Consider the following 23,198-nt stretch of genomic DNA (forward strand, 5'->3'; position numbering starts at 1 on the left):
CTGGTAGTAAGGATAGACAAACGTAAGCCTTACAATCTCACCTCAGACTAAAATATCGTGCCGCAAGCTCCAATTTCGTTAAGGCGAAAGATAGTAAGTGTACTTCTCAAAAAGTGCGATCGCATACCCGCGCACCGTAAGCGATCGCACTTCTAGGCAGCAACTGCACTGAAGAAAAAATTCAGCCGATTAAGCCATTGATGCCAGACATGAATTAGCCTTGCACGATCAAATTCAAAAATCTCTGCTTCTTCACCTGGCAAGGCTACGACAATGAGAGCATGGTTAATTTTGCAGTTAAAGAGGCGATCGCTATAATACCGATTTATCGCACCCCCATAAGCAGCTAGTTGTAAAGGCTTGTCATAAAGCTTATCAAATCTCAGTTTTGGTTCCTCGGCTGTAGTCCATTCAATTAAATACGGAACACCTTGGTAACAAGCAACCAAATCAACTTTCCCGGCGTAAAGTTCCTGATAGTTAGGCACAAGTTGTTCCACCAGTTGAATATCGCTAAGTTGGTTTAGCACAGATTGAACGCTATCCCAGTAAGGCTGAATCAGGCTGTTGTTAAGTTTGGGCGAGTAACCTTGCAGGTGTTCTTTAATCAACTGATGTAAAGCATTTCCTCGGCGGCGGCTGTTAGCAGCGATTCGATTTGCCTCTGCATCGCCAACTCTATTACGCCAAGAAGAAAGGGCGGCTAGAGACTTTGGTGGCTGTGTCGCTTTTAAAACTGTGGTGACAGCAGGAAGAAGAACGCCACCATTAGCTTGATAGTAGCATCGTCCGTTGATGTAGGTAGATTTCATAAGTGTTGTGAATGACTACATCAACTAGCTTCGAGGGTTGGTGTATAAGATTGAGTAGGGGTAAAGTTCTTGAAATGCGTGATTTTGGGTATTAGTTAGGTAGGATTTTCAATTTCAGTAGTTCAAGTAGACACAGGCTGTGTGGTTAGACTATGGCAATGAAATCTCTGCGAGTATCTCCAGAAAAGTTAGAAAAGGTAAAAAGAGCTTTTGAACGCACTGGATTAACGCAAAATGAATTTGCAAGCGAGGTGGATTTAAGCACTCGTCAGCCAATTGGAAACTTCCTGGCAGGAAAACCTGTTAAACATCAAGTTTTCAAGGAAATTTGTTTTAAGTTAGATATGGATTGGCAAGAAGTGGCGGTTTTAGGTAAAGACGCTAGACTTCAACCAGAGCTTCCAACTCCTGAATCAGAAATAATTCAAGAATATAACAATAGTTTTAATATCGATGATTTAGTGCAAGAAGTACGCCAAAAAATAAAGCCATTCATTCAGGAACTTTGTGGCACAATGAAAGTTCTTGATATGTCCCAGCCAATACCATTGAATGATATCTACACAGATGTCAACATTCTGGAGAACATAACAGGACGCAAACGTTTGAAGATTTCACAACTACTAGACAGCTTCGATTCAGAATCTCAAGATTGTGGACGGTTTGGACTAAGTAAAGTAATTGAAGAGCGAGTTCCAGGGCTGATAGCGGTTGAACGCTACTCCAAGCTGATGGTTTTGGGTAAGCCAGGAGCAGGAAAAACAACTTTTTTGAAAAATCTAGCTCTTCAGTGTATTAATGGTCAATTTACAACTGATACAGTTCCAATTTTTATCACACTTAATGAGTTTGCTGAAACTGCCAATCAGCCTGATCTGATATTATTCATTCAGTCTATATTTCATAATTGCAGTATAAATAGTTCTATAATTATTAAATTGCTGGAATCTGGCAAAGCGTTTATTTTTCTCGATGGCTTAGACGAGATTAGAGAAGAAGACATTCACCGAGTTTTAAGACAGGTTCAGAATTTTATTAACCACTATTTCACAAATTCTTTTGTTATTAGCTGCCGGATTTCAGCGATAGAATACACATTTCAAAATTTTACTGAAGTTGAAATAGCCAATTTTGACGAAAAGCAAATTTATGTATTTGTAAGAAAGTGGTTTCATCTAAAGAAATTAGATTTAGCTGATAAATTTATACAACAGATAGAACAGAATAAGCACATTAAAGTACTAGCTACAGATCCTTTAATGTTGACATTTCTATGTTTAGAGTTTCAAGATTCAGGTAACTTTCCTGCTGAACGAGCAGAGTTATACAAAAGGGCTACTCGTATACTTCTTAGACAATGGGATTCCACACGCATAATTGAGCGAGAACATATTTATAAAAAGCTATCTGTTCAAATAAAAGAGGATTTACTCAGCCAAATAGCATTGACTACATTTGACCGTAAGGATTACTTTATTAAGCAAAGAGAAATTGAAAGATATATTGCTGATTACATTCAGAATTTACCTAATACTCAAACTATGGCAGAAGAATTACAGATAGATAGTGAAGGTGTTTTGAAATCTATTGAGGCACAGCATGGATTATTGGTTGAAAGAGCTAGAGAAATTTACTCATTTTCCCACCTCACATTTCAAGAGTATTTTACAGCTAGAAAAATTATTATTAGTTCTAAACCATACTCTTTAGAAGATAATACTTTGAAAAATCTGGCGATAAAAATTACCGATAAACGCTGGAGAGAAGTATTTTTGCTAACTAGTGAGATGTTGCCAAGTACGGACTGCTTATTTTTATTAATGAAACAGCAGATTGATGTGCTTGCAACTAAAAATATAAAGTTACAACAAATTTTAAAATGGTTGAACCAAATATCATGCTTATTGACTGATTTTTATAAACCATCAGCAGCTCGAGCATTTTATCTAAGCCAGTCTCTTACTCTTGCCCGTGTTACTTCTCCTAACCCTAAATTACAAAGTGAAATAGGGTTTTGTATATACTTAGATCGTAGTATTCTTAATCTTAAATCTGTTAGCCTTATGCTTGATTGTCAACTTACATTTGATTTAGCTGCTACCTTATACTTTGGTTCTCCTCCTGGTCTGACTATTGAGCGTTCTATTGAGCGTGCTAATGCTTTTGAATTAAATGGATATTTGAAGCAATCATTAGATAAGCTTCAAGCAGAACTTCCTCACCCTACAATCGATAAAGCCGAATTTAAAATCTGGCATCAATTTAATATGAAAACTTGGTTTAATAGTTTTAATGACTTAATAATTAAACATCGAAATATTGGTCATAGTTGGCAGTTTGATGAAGAACTATGCAAACCTTTAGAACAGTATTATGATGCTAACGAATTATTAGTTAATTGTATGAAGAGTAATTGTAATGTATCTCCTGAAGTGCGATCGCACATCGAAGACACCCTACTCTTACCCATCGCTGAAATAGAAAAACGACGATTCAAAAATTAAATCGCCTTCTTCTTTGCGTAAGGTAAAAATCAAACAAAGGCGGGTGCGGGGGTTGAACCCGCTAATCCCCACAATGGTGGAGACATAACCGATAATCCTAAATTCTTCGTCCCCGAAAGGCAAGTTGCGAACAAGGATAACCCGCCATGAAGTATGAAGGATAAAGTTTTTCATCCTTTACCCTTCAGCAATATCTACAATTCACCCGTAGCCAGCATCTGAATGATCCGAGGCGTACCTGGGTCGAACCCTGCCAAATCCCAAGATAGCGAATCTTCAGGATCTACCAAAGTAATTTGGTAAGGTGTCAAGGTGACATACACCGCCTTGACGTTAGGATTTACCTTTTTGCGGTACTCCTTCAGCGCTTGACTTGGATGCTTATACCCAGCCCAACTTTCCGAGTCAGTCCAAAAGCAGACTACATCCGCTTTAAACTTATTCTTAATCATCCAGTCATAAGCTACCGATGCATCCGTTCCACCAAAGTTTTGATTGCTAGCTTTGCGAACCGCAGAACTAAAACTATCTTTGGCAGTGATACTTAATTCCCGGAATTCTGTAGCAAAGCCGCGAATCATGTAGTTTTTCTCCGCTTTTGCTGTCACCAGTGCCATTGTGGTGGCAATTTCACAGCAAGTCAGTCCCATATCTGCAACCAAGTTACCCATAGAACCAGAAACGTCTACGGCGTGCATAAACACTTTACCTGTGGGTTGCACAACATCAAAAGACAGTTCAACCGCCTTTTCTAAAATGTCTACAATCCGAGGAACTGTGTTCCAAGTTTTCTTACTGCGTCCTAATGTTCCACCAGATTTATAAGTTTTGAGTGCTTTCAAAACATCAATCGGATGGATGCGACCTTTACGCAGATGTTCTTTGTTGTTAAGAACTGCTTCCACTCGCTGCAAATTCGCACTTTCATCTGTTCGCAACACACCCAGTTCAGTTAAAGAACCCAGGTTACGCAGCATTGCACCTATTGGCATTTCTTGAAGTAGCAGCTGCCAAGCTTGCTTATCCATTTTGCCCACTGGTGCAGCCATTTCGTGGGTTAAGCGTCCTTGAGAAATAGCTTCATGGGTTTGGGTTGGATTCCGCTTCAGCCACTCATACCACCAAATCTGCGCCAACGCCTCTGAGGGAATATCTGCTGGTAATTCTTCCCAGCCTCTAACTACCCACTCAAATAGTTGACGGTGATTTTCTGTAGGCGGTTTGACATGGAATAACCGCAATGCATCGCGGTGGGAGAAGCCTTGACGCTGTTGATATTTCAACAGTTGATAAGCTAAACCCTTGACATCTTCCCTTGAGAGCCAAGTTTTACCAGCTTCCCGTACTACTTTGCCAAATCCCCGCAGAGATTTAGTGTAGTTCAACCATTCGTAAAAGTGGCTGCCAGTGCGGACAATTTGCGGGAAAATTTGACCAAACGCCTGTTTTGCTTGTGGTGCTTCACCCATTGATAGCAATACCAAAGCTAATATAGGCGCACTGTTATTGATGGCGCGTCCATCGCTAGCATAGAGAATTTCTTCTGCTACAAGGCCAGGATTTTCGGCAACAGCTTTTCTGACAACTGCCACAAAATCCTCAGTTAATTCCTGTTTACCAGCGTAGTAAGTGCTTTTTGCTGTGCCAACTAAAAGACAACGGCGCAGCATTTTCCAAATACCAGCATCAAACATCCAGCCGCCGGAACGTCCCTGAACCATTTCTGCTTCTCGTCCGGGGATAGGTTGATTTTGGGGTGTAGTTGTTTTCTTTTTAGTGAAAAAATTGTAATTCATCGCTTCATCTCCCGGCCCTTGCGGGCAAAAATGAAAGGTGGCAGAGCAGGATTTGAACCTGCGACATCCGGCTTAAAAGGCGATAACCCTAATTCGTCGGCCTTTTCAGGCAAGGTGTGAACAAGGATGTTTTTCGGCGCTCTACCAAACTGAGCTATCTGCCACATGAAATTTTGGATTTTGGATTTTGGATTTTAAATTTAATCTAAAATCTAAAATTATTTGGTGTAGCGGAGCAGGACTTGAACCTGCGACCTCTCGAACCCTAATCGATAACCCTAATTCGTCGGCCTTTGCAGGCAAGGGGTGAACAAGGATGTTTAGCGCTCTATCCACTGAGCTACCCGCCACATGAAAATTAAAAATTAAAAATTAAAAATTAAAAATTAAAATTTCAGGACTAGATTTGGTGTAGTGGAGCGGGATTTGAACCCGCGAATGCTCGTTTTTAACGATAACCCTCAATTCGTCGGCCTTTACAGGCAAGGGGTGAATAAGGATATTAAGCGCCTTACCACTTGGCTACCCACTACATGACAATTTAAAACTCAGCACTAAATTTGCTGTAGCGAAGTAGGATTTTTACCTACACCTCCAGAAGTTTGATCGAGGGTGTTTTTTATATGCGATAACCCTTGATATGTCGGCCCGTAAGGGCAAGGTGGGCGCTCTGCCATTTGAGCTATTCGCTACTGGTGAAAGCTAACTTCCTCATGAAAGTTGACTTGTATTATTAATGTAGTATATGTATTATCTGTTGTCAAGAGTCTGGGAAGCTAATTTAGAATTATTGCTTTGGAAAGAAAAGTCTGAGTGGTATAAGGAAGCTGCCGATCGCAATTTTTGAGAGATATTATTTGAGATGTATTACGATCGCTCTCATCGCAACCCTGTTATTTTCTCTGGGAAAAACTTTTGTGCGTAGTTTACCGCCGTAGGCATCGCAGACCAATCTTATACGAGCAGAAAGCTAATAAGCCTATAACACCTACTGAATAAACCTTTTGCCGGCAATTTTGCCATAAGTTTGCCAAAAGATACAAAAAAGTGTCACAATTTTTGCCAAGATAGATCATATTATTTACTAAAATTCACTTGGCAAAAATCGGCATGAGTGAGAAACCCATAGAAGGTAACGGTAAGGCTTTTCTCGTTCTACTTTTGCCCATCTCGTTTTTGATTATTTTCCTAGTTGCCACTTGGAGAATTTTACTGGCGGTAATTGTGCTGGTAATTGGCTTCAAGATTTGGCAGGAATATCAATGGCAACAGTGGACTGTACGAGTTAACCCAATTTTTCATCAGTTGGTTCGAGAAAATCAGGGCAGACTTACGCCAATGGACTTGGCAATCAAGGGCAATTTTCCCGGAACAACGGCAAAACGCTACTTGGATACTAAAGCCTCAGAATTTGGCGCTAGTATAGTGAACTCTGAAGAGGCAGGGCAGCAGTCTTATTACTTTATAACTGCGAGCATTCTCGGCAATATTCTTGACAATAGTGAGCCAGTTAAAGGACTTCCGGCTCAACCAGTTACTAAAACTGCGCGATCGCTCCTAGCACCACCAACCCCACAGGAGGAACCCGAAACCGAATCACTCCCACAGCTAACCCATGAAGAAGCAAAACGATCGCTGGAAAAACAGTTAATTTTTGGCTCTCTAATTCAATCTGAACTTGCTAAACGGCTAAATGTCTATTCCAGCACGGTTTATAAACGGCGAAACGATCCAGAGTTTCCTGAGTGGAGTCGCAACAAAGACCCTGATGGTATTGCCTGGTCTTACTCGGAAAGAACTAAAGAGTTTTTCCCAGTGGAGGAAAAAGGTTAAATAATTCAAAATTCAAAATTCAAAATTAGAATTTTGGAATTTTTGTTTGTAAACCCACGGCTTCGTTGATGGAATTTAATCCGCTTTGTTCTAGCTTGGAAAGTAAACCAGCTAGAATTCGGCGTACCATCAGAGGACCTTCGTAAATCCAGCCTGTATAAACCTGGATCAAGCTAGCACCAGCAGTAATTTTTTCCCAAGCATCTTCAGCCGAAAAGATTCCACCAACGCCAATAATCGGGATTTGTCCTTGGGTTTGCTGCCAAATAAAACGAATTACCTCAGTGGAGCGATCGCGCAATGGTTCACCACTAATTCCGCCAGCTTCTTCCTGGGGTGATTTGCCTGTTTGGTCAATCACCTGGGTTTTCAGTCCATCACGGCTAATGGTGGTGTTAGTGGCGATAATTCCCGCCAGTTGGTAGGTTTTAGCAAGAGTTATAATGTCAGCGATCGCTGACCATGATAAATCTGGCGCTATCTTGACAAAAATTGGTTTTTGTGTATTATTTTCTTGTTGTAGTAATTCTAAAATAGCACTGAGCATAGAAGCATCTTGGAGCGATCGCAATCCGGGTGTATTGGGAGAAGAGACATTAACAACGAAATAGTCTCCCAAATCCTTGAGTAAACGAAAACTATCGAGATAATCCTGTGCGGCTGCTTCTAGGGGAGTTACCTTAGATTTACCCAAATTTATTCCTATGGGTATTGACCGAGTTAACTCATGCTTTTCTTGTTCCAAACGTGCCGCCATTACTGCTGCACCACTATTATTAAAGCCCATCCGATTCAGAGCAGCTTTATCCAACGCTAGGCGAAACAAACGGGGACGCGGATTTCCTGGCTGTGCGTGAAAAGTTACAGTTCCTAGTTCTGCAAAGCCAAAACCCAAGTTAGGCCAAATGCCAGCAGCGACTCCATCCTTGTCGAAGCCAGCTGCTAACCCTACGGGATTTGGAAAGTTTAGCCCAAACAAATTTTGTTCTAGGCGTGAATCGTACAAGCACAACGATTTTTGTAGGCGGTGGTTTATCCAACTAGCAGGAGGATTAGTACCTGTTTCTGATAGCCAATTAAAACTGCGAATCGTCTGCTGTTGTAACCACTCTGGGTCTGCTTTTACTAGATTGAACAACAGTGGACGAATGGCAACTTGATAAATATCCATTAGTTTTTATAAAGAATAACTCAGAAATCAGAAGTCAGAACTCACTCCGTAATTCTGTACGAGTGGGTAATGAGTATAAGTCAAAACCTTACCCAGCAGCAAAATCAGGATGATTACAGTTCAGGTAGAACAGGAAGTAACTCAGCAGGATCGGATGACCGTCATCCAAATGATTCGCCAGTTCAATCAAGATTTTTTTCCGTTGTCGGAGTGGCAATCCATAGCAGTTTTTGCACGAGATGAATCAGGCTTGATTGTTGGTGGAGTTCTGGGTGAAATCGGTTGCGATTGGCTTTATATCAGAGTCCTAGTTGTTCAAGAAGACTTACGCGGCAAAGGGATTGGCAGCAACATCCTTAAAACTGCTGAAAAAGAAGGTCAAAAGCAAAACTGTGTAGGGGTTCATCTTGAGACATTAGAGTTTCAAGCTAAGGAATTTTATGAATCTCAAGGTTACACTGTATTTGCTCTTCAAGAAAATTACCCACTTGGGCATAAAAGATACTTCATGCAAAAGTTATTTAACGAGATCGCTACACCCAATTATTTATCTCGGTGTCAGTGAGCGATCGCTCCAGTTTGATATATTCATTCTTGGTAGCCTGTAAAATATGTTTCATCCTCAATGGCTCATTGGCACCTGCGGCAATAAAAGCTGCATTTAAAGCTATATTACGGATATTCCCCCCTGTGACACTCAGTTGAGCTAGCTTGGCGAAGTCTAGCCCTTCAGTCGGGGCTTGACTAGGAAAAACACGCTGCCAAATCTCTGCTCTTTGCTTTGCATCAGGAAATGGGAATTGCACAACAAACCGGAGGCGGCGCAAGAAAGCTTGGTCGATTGAACTTTTCAAGTTAGTAGTTAAAATCGCCAAACCATGATAAGATTCGATTCGCTGCAATAAGTAACTAACTTCCATATTTGCATAGCGATCGTGACTGTCTTTTACCTCCGATCGCTTGCCAAACAGAGCATCTGCTTCATCAAATAATAAAATAACGCCACCGGTTTCTGCTGCATCGAATACTCGTCGCAAATTCTTCTCTGTCTCGCCAATATATTTATTTACAATTGAACTTAAATCGATGCGATAAAGGTCTAATTGCAACTCTTTGGCTAACAACTCTGCTGCTGTCGTCTTACCTGTGCCGCTAGCCCCTGAAAATAAGGCACTGATCCCCAGTCCCCGCCCACTTTTGCTGCCAAATCCCCAACTCTTATACACCTTCGTTCGTTGTGCTACATGAGCGACAATTTCGTGCAAAATTCGCTGCTCTTTCTCTGGTAATACAAAGTCGTTCCAACTGGCAGATGGCTCGATTCGTTGAGCTAACTCATCTAGACGCGGACGTGCTTGGTTGCGGCAAATATCCCAGAGGTAGAAATGAGGAGATGGGGAAACTAGACTCTCCTGTGTTTCTTTGTCCCTTTGCTCCTCTACTTTTTTTACTAGGCTTTTTACTCTCAAAGAAGCAGTCTGAATGTCTGTAGGACTGAGACTGAAATGGGATACTAAAGTTTCTACGTGTCCTTGAAAGTTGGGTGCGATATTGCCCAAAGCATTTTGCCAAATTAACTGCTGTTCCTCTGAGGTGGGTTGATGTACATCAAAGGTAATTAAGGGACGCTGCCTTTGACGGCGACGATCGCGGCTGGTAATAATTAAAGGGCAATGAATGCTTTCGATGAAACGAGCGATCGCACTATTCCGGTTAGCTTCCATTATTTCTAATTCATCACAATCTAGCAGAAGCACGCGATTGCTTAACATCCATTCCCGCTCACACAGACATTTAATTAGATTCAGTTGGTTAGTATCGGTAACAATTGATTCTGCGGAGATCGCGTATAAATTTAATCCTAAAGAGGTACAAGCAGTAAAGGCGATCGCTGATTTACTCGCCATTTCTGTTCCACATAATTGCAAAACTGGCAACATTTCTGTCTCATCTGATGCTTGCAACCAAATATCTGCCAACTGCTTTGCTATTTCTTGATGAGACAATCCCAAATAATTCGCCTCTGGCATCGGTAATTCAATCTCCGCCAATCGCTCATCCAAATGTTGTACTCCCATCAGATGATGCAATATCCGTTCATCAATCCGCAATGGACTAGTAGTGAGAGTATTACCTGCTCCAACTTCAATTAGTCGCCATCGACGTAGCGAAGCGTTAGGCATCAGCGCACTCCAATGCGATTCTGGTAACACTTCTAAAGCCAAACTAAAAGTAGGATGATTTTGCTGAGGATTGCCTTGAAACTTAGCAAATAGCAACGACCAATTCCGATCTAATTCGGCTCCTGCACACAATAATAATATATCCTGTTCAAATGGCGATAAGTCAAAAATATTGGTTAACTGTTCTAATGCCGATGCTGTTTCGTTAGCAATGTCGGTAGGGTAAAAATTCTCTTCATCGTCTTGAAAGTTCTCAGACTTGTAAGCTCGTTCTCTAATTTCTTCCCATCTCTGCACATTCTCTTCGTCAACAGTATCTTCCGCCCGATCGATATTACTTTTTAAGAAGTATTCTACGCGAGCGATCGCTCTCATTAGATAAAGCTGATTAGTCTGAAACCAATTTTTCGTTATTTTCGGGATTGATAAATCAGTATACATAAATTTTCGTTGCTATTTTTTTGGAGCGATCGCATAATTCCTTCAGATTTATATAGAGATTTTCTCCATCATAAATTTTGGCGGCACAACTCCATAATGTACTAGTAATTGCTGGGATATAACACTGGGATCGTCAAAAACTTCCATTGATAACTTTTGAGCCATCTTGTCTTGTGAACAAGTTTTTATTTAGGAAAATGGTTATATCAAACGCACGATAATATATATATATTAATGAAAGATTATCCTTTGGTTACTAAGGAATTAAATTCAGAATGCTTGCATTGACCGCAGTCGAAATGATGAAGGCGGAAGTTCAGATGTCTCTGCTGTAGGCTACGGTGTACACACAAGTCTGAAATAGCTGAAAAACCCAAGGTTTTACCCCACCCTAACCCTCCCCGATGCATTGGGGAGGGAACTAGATTTCTTTTTTCCCCCCAATGCATCGGGGGGATTAAGGGGGGTAATTCTACTTGTGTATACACCCTAGCTGCTGTATGAGGGAAGGTAAGTCCTAATCTTGGGCGAAAGTCTAAGTTTAGCCACTCCCCCGTGATTACAGAAGCTCCTAGTTCAGCTTTATAGCTACTAGGAGTAGTTCACAAACATATCCTCATAGCTGTGGCAATATTACTCAGGGTGCTTTTCTGGGCATCTTATATATTACAAGTTATGTTAACCAATAAATCAGATGGGGCAGCCACAGCCACAAAAACCTATAGCCGCCGAACAGCAGATCCTCTCTTTAGGGCGCGTCCTCCAAAGCCTCAGAGAAGAAGATGATGTTGACGTTCTGATTGAAACTACTATTTCTTATCTCAAAGAACAGTTTGACTACAAACTGATTTGGATTGCTCTTTACGATCGCCTGAATCACATATTATTTGGCAAAGGAGGCATCACACCAGATCGGGATATGAGCTTTTTACACCAAAGGGTTGTCCTCAGTCCTGGGGATTTATTAGAGCAAGTAGTAATTGAACAACATCCTTTGGGCGTTGCTGATTTGCAAACTGAAATCCGCGCCGCCGAATGGCGAAAAATTGCCGAAAAATTCCACATCCAAGGAACGATTATTTTACCAATTCGCTACAAAGACCGTTGCTTGGGCTTGCTGTTATTGGGTTCGGAACGCTGGGGCTATCTATTGACAGGAGAAACAAAAGCACGTTTGATGATGGTTTTAGGTGAACTGGGGGCAGTGCTTTATCAAAATGAGACACACAAGCAGCAAAAGCAAACCAGGCGAAGTGACGAGCCATTATTAGAATTGCTAGGAAATTTACGCACCCTCAGTAACCTGAATCAAAGACTTGAAGCAGCAGTGCAAGCGACTCATAAATTTGTCTCCCCCAACCGGACAAATGTTTACTGGTTTGAGCGGGAAGGGCGCTACTTTTGGTGTCGAATGAGCAATCAGCTGGTGAAAATGGATCGCAATTCTACCAGTCAGCAAGCAGCCGGAATGACTGTACAGGAGTTGAGCGATTTTTATTATGCTTTGGCAGTTAACGAAATAGTCTCGATTGGTGATGCCCGCAGTTCTTTAAATAGTCATTTTACAGCGAAATTGCTGCAACGGCTGAAGGTGCGATCGCTCCTAGCAGCTCCAATTATCTGGCAAAAAAACTTAGTCGGTTTTCTGGCGGTGGAAAGCAATGAACCTCGCATCTGGACGGACACAGACAGAAATTTCGTCCAGGGTGTTGCTGGTTTAATTTCTCTGGTTGTACCGACCGAAAGCATGGAAAGCACTATCAAACAGATTCAAGAGGATGCTCAACTGACTAGCCAAGTTGCCCAAGGTATCTATAGCGAACATGACCTTCAGATAACTTTACATAGTTGTGCTAAAAGAGTTTTAGCTCGATTAGGTGCTACCCGCTTTTTGCTGTTGCAGTATGACTCTGAGCAGAAGAATTATCAATTTACTTACCAAAGTCAGCCTCATAATCGCCGACCGTTGACATTTACCCTTCATGCTCTCAAAGAATTAGATGGGCAGCTTTTGCAAAGTTCAACTCAAGCGCTGGAAATTGAGAATTTAGATGAAGATTTACGCTTTTTTAACTGGCGGCCATCGTTATTAGAGAATAATGTGCGATCGCTACTTGTTTGTAAATGCACTCATGAACACATACCAGCAGCACTTTTGGTGATTACTCATGAAACCTATCGTTCTTGGACAACCCTAGAAAAAGAATTACTCTGGGCTGTCAGCCAACAAATTGGTGTAATTGTTCGTCAGTGGCAATTACATAATCGTACCACCCAGCAGCAAAAAACTTCCCAGGCATTTGAGCAATGTTTACGCATACTGACACAATCCCAGAACAGCATTGAGGTCGAAAAAAAGCATTTAGAACATACAGCGCTGGAACAAATAGCATCAATTTTGGGTTGTCCACTAGCACTAATGCTATCTTGGACACCTGGCGAAAGTTGGGCAGAAATTATCCCTGGAGTAATTGATAATAGCCAATTTGGGATTTTTTCTGATGCATTTATTTCTATCCAGACTGAAGCCTTAATTCAGTGGGCACTTGCTACAGAGACTTACCTGACTTTGAAGGTGGATAATTTACCTCCAGAAACCCGGAAATGGTTGAATATTCCAGATAAAAGTCAAATTTTGGTAATGGCATTACGTACAAATGCTGATTATGAAGCTACAGGTGTAGTGTTGCTTGTAGACTATCAAGAGCGTCGCTGGTCAGAACAAAACCTCAGTGCGATCGCAACTCTGATTTCTCAATTAGCTTGGTGGCGTCGCCAAAAGCAAATTACCCGACTTTTAGAATCCACAACAGAGGAATTACGACAACTCAACTGGTACAAACATCGTCGTCTAGAAGAAATTCAAAGAATAACGGCGCACTCCCTGAAACAAATACACGATTTAGGCATTCCTGCTAATGAACTGACTCAGATGCGCTACCAGCTATTGCTCAGACAATTAGACCATACAGCCACCTCCATGAGTGGAATGCTAAAACTCGAACACTGGCAGCTACATATTAGTTGGGAAACTATGCCCATAGCCAGTTTACTGAAGCGATCGCTCGAACGGATCGAAAATCAACTTAAACAACAAAAGCTCTGGATTGGTGTACATGGTTTGGGACAACCAATTGACGAGCCAGAAGCGCCCAAGAATTCTTCATTAGTTAGAGGCGTTCCTAGCTCCAGCGCTCAATCTGCAATGGCGATCGCTGGTGATATTGTCAAAATTGAATTAGTAATCCATGAATTATTGGTTACTGCCTGTAACCGTTCTCAAACTGGCAGCAGAATTGATATTTGGTGTCGCCGTTTAGATCCGTCAAAACCCTCAGATACAAAGCATTCTTCTACAACTGGAGGGTCTGAACATCAGACCTCGCTAGAATTATCGATCACATATAACGGTGCGATCGAACCACAGCTACTTACGGAACTACATAATAATACACCCAAAGATGTGCTTGCTCCCTCCAACCTCGACCAACCACCAGCTTTACATCTGGTGATTTGCCAAAACCTCGTACAGGAACTAGGAGGAGAGTTGAATTTTTATCAATTACCCGATAATCGAGTAGTCAGTCGCTTGTTGCTGCCGTTAGCTATTCATGATTCTTAGTGCAGCTTTGCGTGCTTGCTATCAACATCACTGATTTCAACTCCTGCCTACCTGAATCCTTACGTAAATACCAATAAAAAAACTCTCCGTTTCACTCAAACTTTACAACAAACTAGTGGATGCACGGGTAGTATAAGTATGTAATTAATTATCTGCTGCCCATGATTCATGACTAAATCACTGATACGGTTATTACGTAATTAATGGTGCAGTAACGGTAAATAAATATTCGTTCTTGGATAGAAGATTTCTTCTGGATAAGACAAAATCGGCTTGGAAATTGCCCAAGTTGTCCATCCTGCTTACTTATATTTTACTCCCACTTACTAGTAAATGGGTCAGTAAGCATGGCAAATTTACAACATTATCAAAAACAAAGGAAAATTAGAAACTTGTATGAAATACTACATTAAATTTGCAATGCGTTTTTTGGTACTAGCTACTCCAGCGATCGCTAGTTCGATATTGGCTACTTTACCGAGCCAAGCTGCTACCTTTGCATCTTCTGAGTCAAGATTCAACATCAACAACTTTAGTAGCAACCCTTTAAGTGTTGACTCTCTGACTAATACTGTGACTGAAACTATTGGCACACGTGGTAAAGTAACTGCTAAAGCTAATGCTGAAGCTCAGTTTAATCCCGATACAAAAAACTCTGCGTCCAATTGGTCTTTCAGCCAAGCTGAAGGTCAGGGTTATGGCTATACAGGGACGGCGAACAGCTTTGCGGCGATTATCGGTTATAACTTTGCAGTAGACAAAGAGTTTTCTTTTGATTTCAGTGGCTTATTTAAACTTAAAACATCCATTGATGATGGATTAACTGAACGTGCAAATGCTTCTGGAGAGTTGTCATATCAGTTATTCGATAGCGACAGTGGCGCTCTTTTGGACTCTTTCAATATTTATGGAAATTTATCAACTCTAGGTAACAATGATGCTTTTGTTGTTAAACCCAGTAGTAGCATAACTCTTGATTTAAATCAGAATTCTATTGACAAATCCTTTGGCGGCAAAAAGGAATATGCTTCGACTAGCTTTAAGGGTAAATATTCCCGCACTTTTGATAAGTCAACTCATTTAACCTTAGTAGAATTCAAAAAGAATCAGGTGAACGTCTATACTGTCCCTGAACCCTCAACAATTCTAGGTTCGCTGTTAAGTTGCAGTGTCCTTGGTGCTGTCTCAATCCGCAAGCGTAAAAGAGCTTCTTCGACTGCGTTGCTAGGTTAATAAAGGACAAACACCCCATAAGTCTGCAATATCAGGCTTCATAACTCCTTACTTCTGGAAATAGCTTTCCATACTATTCACAGTAATTGTCCATGAATTTTATAGTTTCAGCAGGTTCTCTTTCCTCAAATAGACTCCAGCAAAGAGTTTAAGACACTTTAGTTAGCTATTATTCTCTGGCGAGAGTAAATAAAAGCGCTAAAAGGGAAGCAGGACTTACCGCACTGAGATCCCCCAACCCCCTTAAAAAGGGGGCTTTAGAAGTTCCCCCCTTTTTAAGGCTACGGTGTATACATAAGTCTGAAATAGCTTACTCACCTGGTTTTTTGCGTCAGTTTTACCCCACCCTAACCCTCCCCTTGCAAAGGGGAGGGAACTAGATTTCTTATTTCCCCCCAATATATCGGGGGGATTAAGGGGGGTAATTCGACTTGTGTATATACGGTAGCCTTTTTAAGGGGGGCTAGGGGGGATCTAGGTTGCGTAAGTCCTAAAAAGGATACTAAGATTCAAAGCCTCTCTCTTTTTTTAGGAGAGAGGCTAAAAACATTTCTAAAGATAGATTGACAATATATTTGTTCGTCGAAAGTATCGTCGCTTTGTTGCAAACTGGTTATAATTATTTTCCATCTCTCTGAGAAATTAAACTCTCCTCTAGACAGCATTTATATGGGACGTGTTCGTTCTAAATCTGACCTACCAACAAAAATCTGTCCGGTATGTCAACGTCCTTTCACATGGCGTAAAAAGTGGCAAGATTGCTGGGACGATGTGAAATACTGCTCAGAACGTTGTCGTCGTCGCCGTTCTGAAGCTCAAAATGAAGCCAACCGCAATACAGACGCAAATAGCGCAAGAGATTAATGGAGTTACAGGTGCAACCTAAATTAATTATTCATGGCGGGGCTGGTAGTTCTCTCCACGGTAAAGGAGGATTAGAGGCGGTGCGCCGATCGCTCCATACAGTAATAGAAGAAGTCTATTCTCTACTATTGTCAGGAGCAACCGCTTCTGAGGCAGTGGTGCAGGGTTGCCTAATGCTCGAAGACAACCCCCGTTTTAATGCTGGTACTGGTTCAGTATTGCAATCTGATGGGCAAATCCGCATGAGTGCTTCCCTAATGGATGGTGCATCAGGGCGGTTTAGTGGTGTGATTAATATCTCGCGGGTGAAAAATCCTATTGATTTAGCACAATTTTTACAAAGCTCACCAGACCGAGTGTTATCAGATTTCGGTTCGGCTGAGTTGGCGCGGGAAATGCAAATTCCCAGCTATAACGCTTTAACTGATTTGCGGTTACAAGAGTGGATACAAGAGCGCCAGGATAATTTTAAAAGTACAATGGCTGGTGTGGTAGCAGAACCCGAACTCCTAGAAACCAGCAATGCCGGACGCGGTACCATCGGTGTAGTAGCTTTAGATGCATCTGGTAAGTTAGCTGCTGGCACTTCCACCGGGGGTAAAGGCTTTGAACGGATTGGCAGGGTGAGTGATTCGGCGATGCCAGCAGGTAATTATGCAACTAGTCATGCTGGTGTAAGCTGTACTGGGATTGGGGAAGATATTATTGATGAGTGTTTAGCGGCACGGATTGTAGTACGTGTAACTGATGGAATGTCCCTGAAGGATGCTATGCAGCGATCGCTTGGGGAAGCGCACCAGAATAAACGAGATTTAGGAGCGATCGCCTTAGATATCAGTGGAGCGATCGCTTGGGGAAAAACTAGCGAAATCTTACTCGCTGCCTACCATGACGGCGAAAAAATTGGCGATACTTTGGAATGGAATGATAGTGAATTGATTGGCTATTGTTGAATAAATTCTAGCGCCTGAGTTAAGATTTCTTGCCAGTCAACCATTGCGGCTAATTCTTGGGCTTCATAACGCCCCTCAAAAGCTTCTAGCGCCGCTCTTTTCAGTGCCACCTGATATCCTTGTTCCAGAATATCGATTAATTCTGCTTGATTCAAGTAAAAGCCACCGGATTTGCGGCGCTTGTTTATTTTGTTGATTTCCCGCACTGTATTTTCTATTGAAACATCCCAAGAGCGAGTAGAACGTTTTTCAGCCTTTTGTTTAATTAAATGGATGAGCAGAATTACACCATAACTATCAATTTTATTGATTTTGTCACTGAGGCTCATTTCTTCTAACTCATCCACCAACAGCAGCGCCTCATGGATTTTGCCTTGTTCTAGAAGTTGCCTAAGTTCTAGCAGTTCTTCCATCTTCTGTAATTAGTCGGTCTTGGACTTCAGAAGGGTCAGCTGTCTCAAAAAATAATTCTAATGCCTCAACTAAATTACTGCGTGCTTCTTCGATGGTGTCACCTTGGCTAGCAATATCTAATTCTGGACAAAGCGATACATAGCCCTTTTCCTCACGCTCAATAATTGCGGTAAGTTGTTTTGTTTTCCTCATCTTTTACCTCTAGTTGAATCAGCTAATCTGATGATTGAATTATCGCTTTATTCGCTCTTCTTGCGCCAAGCTGGTTTCACCACCTGACGACTACGGGCAATTACCAAAGAATTATCAGGTACATCTTCTGTCACAGTAGAACCAGCTGCAATGTAGACATCATCTCCCAAGGTGAGGGGAGCCACTAAAACGCTATTGGCACCAGTCTTTGTGCGATCGCCTATTTTGGTGCGATGTTTCTTCACGCCGTCATAATTGGCAGTAATTGTACCAGCACCAATATTCACCTGATTGCCGACAACTGTATCACCTATATATGATAAATGTGCAGCATTGGTGCGATCGCCTAATTGCGTATTTTTCAATTCCACAAAATTCCCTACACGGCAACCAGCACCCACCTGTACCTGACCGCGCAAATGAGTATAAGGGCCAATTCGACTTCCGGCCTGCACGGTGCTATTTATAACTACTGAATATTGCACTGTGACGTTTTCACTTAATTGACTATTTTCAATTAAACTCCCCGGCCCAATGTGACTTCCTGTTTTAATGACCGTATTTCCCCGCAGGTGAGTTTGGGGTTCAATAATTATGTCCGGCTGCAATTCCACAGTTTCATCGATGGTGATGCTTGTAGGGTCGATGAGGGTGACACCCGCTAACATCCATTTTTCCTTGACTCGTTTTTGCAAAATTTCGGATGCTGTTGCCAGTTGCACGCGATCGTTGATACCGAGAATTTCTTGGTAATCTTTTACATCCACTGCCATTACTTGTCCCACCTGAGTCACAGCATCGGTAAGATAGTATTCTTTTTGGGCATTGTTTGGCTTTAGGTGGGGAAGCACCTTTGCCAAATCTGGCCAGCGAAAGCAGTAAACTCCAGCGTTAATTCGCTGATTTTGTCTTTGGGCAGCTGTACAATCCTTGTGTTCGACCATTTGCTGCACAATATTTTCATCGTTACAAAAAACTCGCCCGTAGCCCGTGGGGTCGGGTAGGTGCGAGGTAAGAATAGTGGCGGCGTTTTGATTTTGGACATGAGTTTGTAACATCTGCTTGAGAGTTTCGCTGCGTATTAACGGTAAATCGCCGTTAAGTACCAGCAAATCTCCAGCGTAGTCTTCCAAGTGAGGAAGTAATTGCTGGATTGCATGACCTGTCCCCAATTGCACAGTCTGTTCGACAAACTCCAAATTGGGAATCGAATGCATGGCGGCTTGCACTTCCTCGGATTGATATCCGACAATCACGATTCGCTGTGAAGGCGAAAGTGGTTCTACACTTTCGAGAACTCTCTCTACTAGCGATCGCCCACCCAAAGAATGTAAAACCTTGGGTAAGCGTGATTTCATCCGTGTGCCGCGTCCTGCTGCTAGAATTGCTACGACTACCATAATTAGCTATCAGCTATCAGTGAAATTGTGATTAATGCTGTTGGTACTTTAAAATACAGCTTCAAATCATACCAGCTAACCATAGAAGACTGAAAATATCAAAGGAGTCACGTCGCCTAGCTCCGAATTCAAAATTCAAAATTCAAAATTCAAAATTAATGAAGCTAAAAATCATTACTCCCTACTCCCCACTCCTCTCTTTTTCCTGACAACAGCGAATAAACTCTGCAAACTGCTGCATTAGTTTGGGATTACGCCAACCAGAATCAGTTTCTTCTTGCATCACTAAAAGTGCTTCTGCGGAAGTATAAGCTCTTTTGTAAGGTCGTTCACTGGTTAGGGCATCATAAATATCAATTAACTGAAACACTTGCGCCAAGTAGGGAATATCATCTCCCTTAAGTCCATCGGGGTAGCCTGTGCCATTCCAGCGTTCGTGGTGATGACGAATAATCGGAATTACACCGCGCATACTGCGTAGTGGCTGGCAGATTTTTTCTCCAATCAAAACGTGCTGCTGCATAAGCTGCCAATCTTCGGGGGTGAGTTCGCCTTTTTTCAGCAACACCGCATCGGGAATACCCACTTTACCTATATCATGGAGATAACCACCCCACATCAAATCTCGAATTTTATAGCGTGAGAGGCTGAGGTATTCACCAAAAACTTGTCCGAGTTTTACTAGACGTTCGCAATGGTTGCCTGTATTCGGATCGCGACTTTCGATAGACATGGCAATGGAAAACAATGCTTGTTCGGTATGGTCTAAATCTTCGTTTAGACGCTTCTGCCGCACCAAGGACTTTACACGCGCCGCCAATTCCACCCGATCGAAGGGTTTAGTGAGAAAATCATCTGCCCCGACTTCAATTCCCCGAATGCGCGATCGCCTGTCATTTAACGCTGTAATAAAAATTACTGGGATTAGCCTAGTCTGTTCATCCTGTTTAAGCAATTGGCAAACTTCAAATCCATCCATTCCTGGCATCATCACATCCAGCAAAATCAAATCTGGTTGTTTTTGAGTTACCAATTCGACAACAATCGAACCACTATCCGCCTCAATCACCTCGTATCCATCCATCCCCAAAAGGGCAACAGCAGTCATCCGACTGGCGGCATGATCGTCAACGACTAAAACCTTCGGCGGATCTAAATCAAAACCATTCACTTTAGAACCTTCGCATTGTAGTGTTCTAGAGACCAATAAATCATCACCACAATTAACATCGGATTTTATCCAAGAAGAGATTGCTTGCCTTTCTTCAAGGATAAGGTCTTCTTGAGAGAAGGCTAAAGAATAGCTCTCCGCATTTTGCGATCCTACGGCATGATTTGAACCGATACTCTTCACTATGCTAATGGGGTTTGACCCATTAACAATTTTTTCTGTAAAGCCGGTATGGTTGGATTTCCATTGAATCACAAAGCCACTCCAAGTTTTTGTACAAGTTAACAGTGTTAGATTTCAAAAACAAATTTAATATTCGACTGTATCTGAGCCAGAGTTTCGACATGGATTATCCATGATGTCAAGCTGCCGATTTGAATTTTTCGCAGTCTGTATCTTTTATGTTACGAACAATGTGTATCTTATTGTCAAATTTTTTGCTTCTAATTCCAGTATGATAAATTCTAACAAATGTTAAATCGGGTTTTTTACGGAGATTTTTTAATCTAGCTGGGTCAAAAAGCGTTATAAATCAGTGCTTTATCTCGAAATATCGGTTTTTAAGTTTCAAGTGTTTATAGTAATTACTGTAATCATTTGATATAAATGTTTTTACTTAGTTACTCGGTTATAGCAATATGCAAGTACTGTTAAGGTGTATGTGATATTAAACACTAACATATAAATAAGCTATTTGGCTCGTAAAAACTCGATTATATTACAATAAAACTACAAACTAGTTCCGATAAAATCCCTGCCTTGTGTTCCCAATAGCCACCTTTTTCGCCAATGAGAGGCAGGTTCTAGGCAAGAGGTTTGTTGCTCTTGTTCTCGCCGCATAACTATAACTTCGGTTGAATCGCTCAATTGAGGATCTCGATAGGGAATAGCAGCACGAGTTAGCAAGTGTTCTTTTTCAACTTCTGAGAGGGTAGAGCAATCTTTAGATTCAGCACTCCTAGAATGTGTAGCCACAGTACCAGGCGATCGCCTTCCTACGGGTGGGGTAGAAGATATCATCAAGCCAGCAGACAAAAGTGCTGTGCGTACAGCAGCAGCACAAGAATAGGTGGCTAATAAACCATCTGGATGTAAACACAATGACAGCTGTTTAATAAATTCAATAGTCCATAATTGAGGACACTGTGGTGGTGAAAAGGGATCGAGGAAAATTGCATCTGCCAAGAAACCCGACTGACGTACTAGTGCGATCGTAGTTCTAGCATCACCAATAAGTAGCTTCGCTTTCAGGCAAGGTGTTTGTACTTGATGCTCAAAAGCTAGAGGTTTCAAAATTTCAATATAGTTACAGTTCCAATTGTCGAACAAATGATGAGCGATCGCTGCTTGTGGCACTGCTGGATTCAGTTCTAAACCGATTACTTCAACACAACAACTAGGATTTACGTCCCAAATTCTTTGCAAAGCAGCAGCTGTGTTATATCCTAGACCATAACAAACATCTAATAGTCGCAAGGCTGGTTTTTGCGCTGCTGTAGCCAGTTGGGTAGGTTCCACAAACTTGCAAAAACTCTCCTGCGTAGCTCCATAATGGCTGTGAAAGGATTCACCAAACTCTTGAGAGACAAAGGTGAAAGAACCATCTGCTGTTAACTTAGGTGTAAAATTTTCTAAGTCTGACATCTTAATAAAAAAATTAAATAATGACCAATGCCCAATCCCCAATTTGTTGTTTCGCCAGCTTGGTTGTTTGAACATCTAGAAGATCCGCAAGTTGTTATTGTGGATTGTCGCTTTTCTTTAGCCGATCCACAACTAGGAAAACAACAGTACCAGACAAGTCATATAGAAGGATCATATTACCTAGATTTGAATCAGGATCTTTCCAGTCCGGTGGGTAAGCATGGCGGGAGACATCCTTTACCTAACCCTAATGATATAGCTAACAAATTGGCAGCAATTGGGGTAAATTACCAAAAAAGTTTAGTTGTAGCTTATGATGATTCGCGCTTTGCCTTTGCAGCTCGTCTATGGTGGCTGTTGCGCTATTTAGGACATGAGCAAGTAGCAGTACTAGATGGCGGCTTGGCTGGATGGCAAAAAGCTGGGTATTCTGTTACAAATATTATTCCTCCCCCCCGGATGGGTACGTTTGTCGCTCAAGTACAAACAGAAAAAGTGGTAGATATTACAGCAGTGAAAAGCCGGAAAGATAGCCAGGAGGTAGCATTGGTAGATTCGAGAGAGAGCGATCGCTACCGAGGCGAACGAGAGCCAATCGATCGAATTGCTGGACATATTCCCGGTGCTGTCAACTATCCCTGGCAAGAAGTTACAGACTCTTCCGGCTACCTACTTCCTCAAGAAGAACAACGCCGTCGCTGGGAAAAGCTAGAAACAGCCGAAGAAATCTTGGTATATTGCGGTTCTGGTGTTACTGCTTGTGTAAATTTACTCTCTTTAGAATTAGCTGGTATTGGCAAGGGTAAGCTTTATGCTGGTAGCTGGAGTGATTGGATTTCTTATTTATAGTCATTAGACCTCTTGCAAAAATCCTTGAATCACCCCTCCCCAACCCTCCTTTTTAAGAGGCAGGGTGGTTTCATACAAAGAAAGAAAAAACTTTGTGCAGTTGATTGGAGAGGGCG

At 41.7% G+C, this 23,198-nt stretch carries 18 protein-coding genes and 3 tRNA genes; 8 read left to right on the forward strand and 13 right to left on the reverse strand.

Features of this window, described 5'->3' with window-relative positions; all coding sequences use genetic code 11:
* Window positions 1–152 precede the first annotated feature (152 nt).
* Window positions 153–812 carry an exonuclease gene (locus HWQ37_RS17540; protein ID WP_292749126.1) on the reverse strand — a complete coding sequence of 220 codons (660 nt, stop codon included), beginning with the start codon at window positions 810–812 and terminating at the stop codon, window positions 153–155.
* A gap of 152 nt (window positions 813–964) precedes the next feature.
* Here HWQ37_RS17540 and HWQ37_RS17545 point away from each other — a divergent pair, with 152 nt between their 5' ends.
* A complete protein-coding gene (locus tag HWQ37_RS17545) occupies window positions 965–3,316 on the forward strand; it encodes an NACHT domain-containing protein (RefSeq protein ID WP_292749128.1) in 2,352 nt (783 codons plus the stop codon).
* A gap of 194 nt (window positions 3,317–3,510) precedes the next feature.
* Here the strand turns inward: HWQ37_RS17545 and HWQ37_RS17550 are convergent, their stop codons facing one another.
* The 5 genes from HWQ37_RS17550 to HWQ37_RS17570 all read right to left on the reverse strand — a co-directional run bounded on the left by HWQ37_RS17550 (window position 3,511) and on the right by HWQ37_RS17570 (window position 5,789).
* Entirely contained in the window at window positions 3,511–5,112 is a 1,602-nt protein-coding gene (locus HWQ37_RS17550; protein ID WP_292749131.1) for a TROVE domain-containing protein, read from the reverse strand.
* Window positions 5,113–5,149: 37 nt separating this feature from the next.
* A tRNA-OTHER gene (locus HWQ37_RS17555) sits at window positions 5,150–5,276 on the reverse strand.
* A 59-nt stretch (window positions 5,277–5,335) separates the two neighbouring features.
* Window positions 5,336–5,463: transfer RNA gene (locus HWQ37_RS17560), tRNA-OTHER, on the reverse strand.
* A gap of 56 nt (window positions 5,464–5,519) precedes the next feature.
* Window positions 5,520–5,645, reverse strand: a tRNA-OTHER gene (locus tag HWQ37_RS17565).
* A 21-nt stretch (window positions 5,646–5,666) separates the two neighbouring features.
* Window positions 5,667–5,789, reverse strand: coding sequence for a hypothetical protein (locus HWQ37_RS17570; protein ID WP_292749133.1), 123 nt, complete (start codon window positions 5,787–5,789; stop codon window positions 5,667–5,669).
* 433 nt (window positions 5,790–6,222) lie between these two features.
* Here HWQ37_RS17570 and HWQ37_RS17575 point away from each other — a divergent pair, with 433 nt between their 5' ends.
* Entirely contained in the window at window positions 6,223–6,945 is a 723-nt protein-coding gene (locus HWQ37_RS17575; protein ID WP_292749135.1) for a hypothetical protein, read from the forward strand.
* A gap of 25 nt (window positions 6,946–6,970) precedes the next feature.
* On the opposite strand, the gene HWQ37_RS17580 is transcribed toward HWQ37_RS17575, so the two are convergent.
* Complete coding sequence (locus tag HWQ37_RS17580) at window positions 6,971–8,116, reverse strand: quinone-dependent dihydroorotate dehydrogenase (protein WP_292749137.1); 1,146 nt, start codon at window positions 8,114–8,116, stop codon at window positions 6,971–6,973.
* A 109-nt stretch (window positions 8,117–8,225) separates the two neighbouring features.
* Here HWQ37_RS17580 and HWQ37_RS17585 point away from each other — a divergent pair, with 109 nt between their 5' ends.
* Window positions 8,226–8,681, forward strand: a complete 456-nt coding sequence (locus HWQ37_RS17585) for a GNAT family N-acetyltransferase (RefSeq protein WP_292749140.1) — start codon at window positions 8,226–8,228, stop codon at window positions 8,679–8,681.
* On the opposite strand, the gene HWQ37_RS17590 is transcribed toward HWQ37_RS17585, so the two are convergent.
* Window positions 8,650–10,740, reverse strand: a complete 2,091-nt coding sequence (locus tag HWQ37_RS17590; protein ID WP_292749143.1) for an ATP-binding protein — start codon at window positions 10,738–10,740, stop codon at window positions 8,650–8,652. The genes HWQ37_RS17585 and HWQ37_RS17590 overlap by 32 nt on opposite strands.
* A 694-nt stretch (window positions 10,741–11,434) precedes the next feature.
* Here HWQ37_RS17590 and HWQ37_RS17595 point away from each other — a divergent pair.
* From HWQ37_RS17595 to HWQ37_RS17610, 4 genes are all read left to right on the forward strand, one after another.
* The gene (locus tag HWQ37_RS17595; RefSeq protein ID WP_292749146.1) at window positions 11,435–14,362 is read left to right on the forward strand and encodes a GAF domain-containing protein; all 2,928 of its coding nucleotides are present in this window, start codon (window positions 11,435–11,437) and stop codon (window positions 14,360–14,362) included.
* A 396-nt stretch (window positions 14,363–14,758) separates the two neighbouring features.
* Window positions 14,759–15,595 (forward strand): PEP-CTERM sorting domain-containing protein, encoded by an 837-nt coding sequence (locus tag HWQ37_RS17600; protein WP_292749148.1) that lies wholly within the window; start codon window positions 14,759–14,761, stop codon window positions 15,593–15,595.
* 669 nt (window positions 15,596–16,264) lie between these two features.
* On the forward strand, window positions 16,265–16,459 hold the full coding sequence (locus HWQ37_RS17605) for a DUF2256 domain-containing protein (RefSeq protein WP_292749151.1): 195 nt from the start codon (window positions 16,265–16,267) through the stop codon (window positions 16,457–16,459).
* On the forward strand, window positions 16,459–17,412 hold the full coding sequence (locus HWQ37_RS17610; protein WP_292749153.1) for an isoaspartyl peptidase/L-asparaginase: 954 nt from the start codon (window positions 16,459–16,461) through the stop codon (window positions 17,410–17,412). Before HWQ37_RS17605 ends, HWQ37_RS17610 begins: the two co-directional genes overlap by 1 nt.
* Here the strand turns inward: HWQ37_RS17610 and HWQ37_RS17615 are convergent.
* The 5 genes from HWQ37_RS17615 to HWQ37_RS17635 all read right to left on the reverse strand — a co-directional run bounded on the left by HWQ37_RS17615 (window position 17,403) and on the right by HWQ37_RS17635 (window position 22,233).
* On the reverse strand, window positions 17,403–17,825 hold the full coding sequence (locus tag HWQ37_RS17615) for a DUF29 family protein (RefSeq protein WP_292749156.1): 423 nt from the start codon (window positions 17,823–17,825) through the stop codon (window positions 17,403–17,405). The genes HWQ37_RS17610 and HWQ37_RS17615 overlap by 10 nt on opposite strands.
* Window positions 17,803–18,018, reverse strand: a complete 216-nt coding sequence (locus tag HWQ37_RS17620; protein ID WP_292749158.1) for a type II toxin-antitoxin system HicB family antitoxin — start codon at window positions 18,016–18,018, stop codon at window positions 17,803–17,805. Before HWQ37_RS17620 ends, HWQ37_RS17615 begins: the two co-directional genes overlap by 23 nt.
* Window positions 18,019–18,065: 47 nt before the next feature.
* A complete protein-coding gene (gene glmU / locus HWQ37_RS17625; RefSeq protein ID WP_292749161.1) occupies window positions 18,066–19,418 on the reverse strand; it encodes a bifunctional UDP-N-acetylglucosamine diphosphorylase/glucosamine-1-phosphate N-acetyltransferase GlmU in 1,353 nt (450 codons plus the stop codon).
* 181 nt (window positions 19,419–19,599) lie between these two features.
* A complete protein-coding gene (locus tag HWQ37_RS17630; protein ID WP_292749163.1) occupies window positions 19,600–20,844 on the reverse strand; it encodes a response regulator in 1,245 nt (414 codons plus the stop codon).
* Window positions 20,845–21,318: 474 nt separating this feature from the next.
* Window positions 21,319–22,233: a tRNA (5-methylaminomethyl-2-thiouridine)(34)-methyltransferase MnmD gene (locus HWQ37_RS17635; protein ID WP_292749164.1), complete on the reverse strand. Its 915-nt coding sequence runs from the start codon at window positions 22,231–22,233 to the stop codon at window positions 21,319–21,321.
* A 27-nt stretch (window positions 22,234–22,260) separates the two neighbouring features.
* Between HWQ37_RS17635 and HWQ37_RS17640 the strand changes: the two genes are divergently transcribed.
* Entirely contained in the window at window positions 22,261–23,082 is an 822-nt protein-coding gene (locus tag HWQ37_RS17640; protein WP_292749165.1) for a sulfurtransferase, read from the forward strand.
* The last annotated feature ends 116 nt before the right edge of the window (window positions 23,083–23,198 follow it).

This window comes from Nostoc sp. NMS4, assembly GCF_017115095.1.
In the GTDB taxonomy this organism is placed as follows: Bacteria; Cyanobacteriota; Cyanobacteriia; order Cyanobacteriales; family Nostocaceae; genus Nostoc.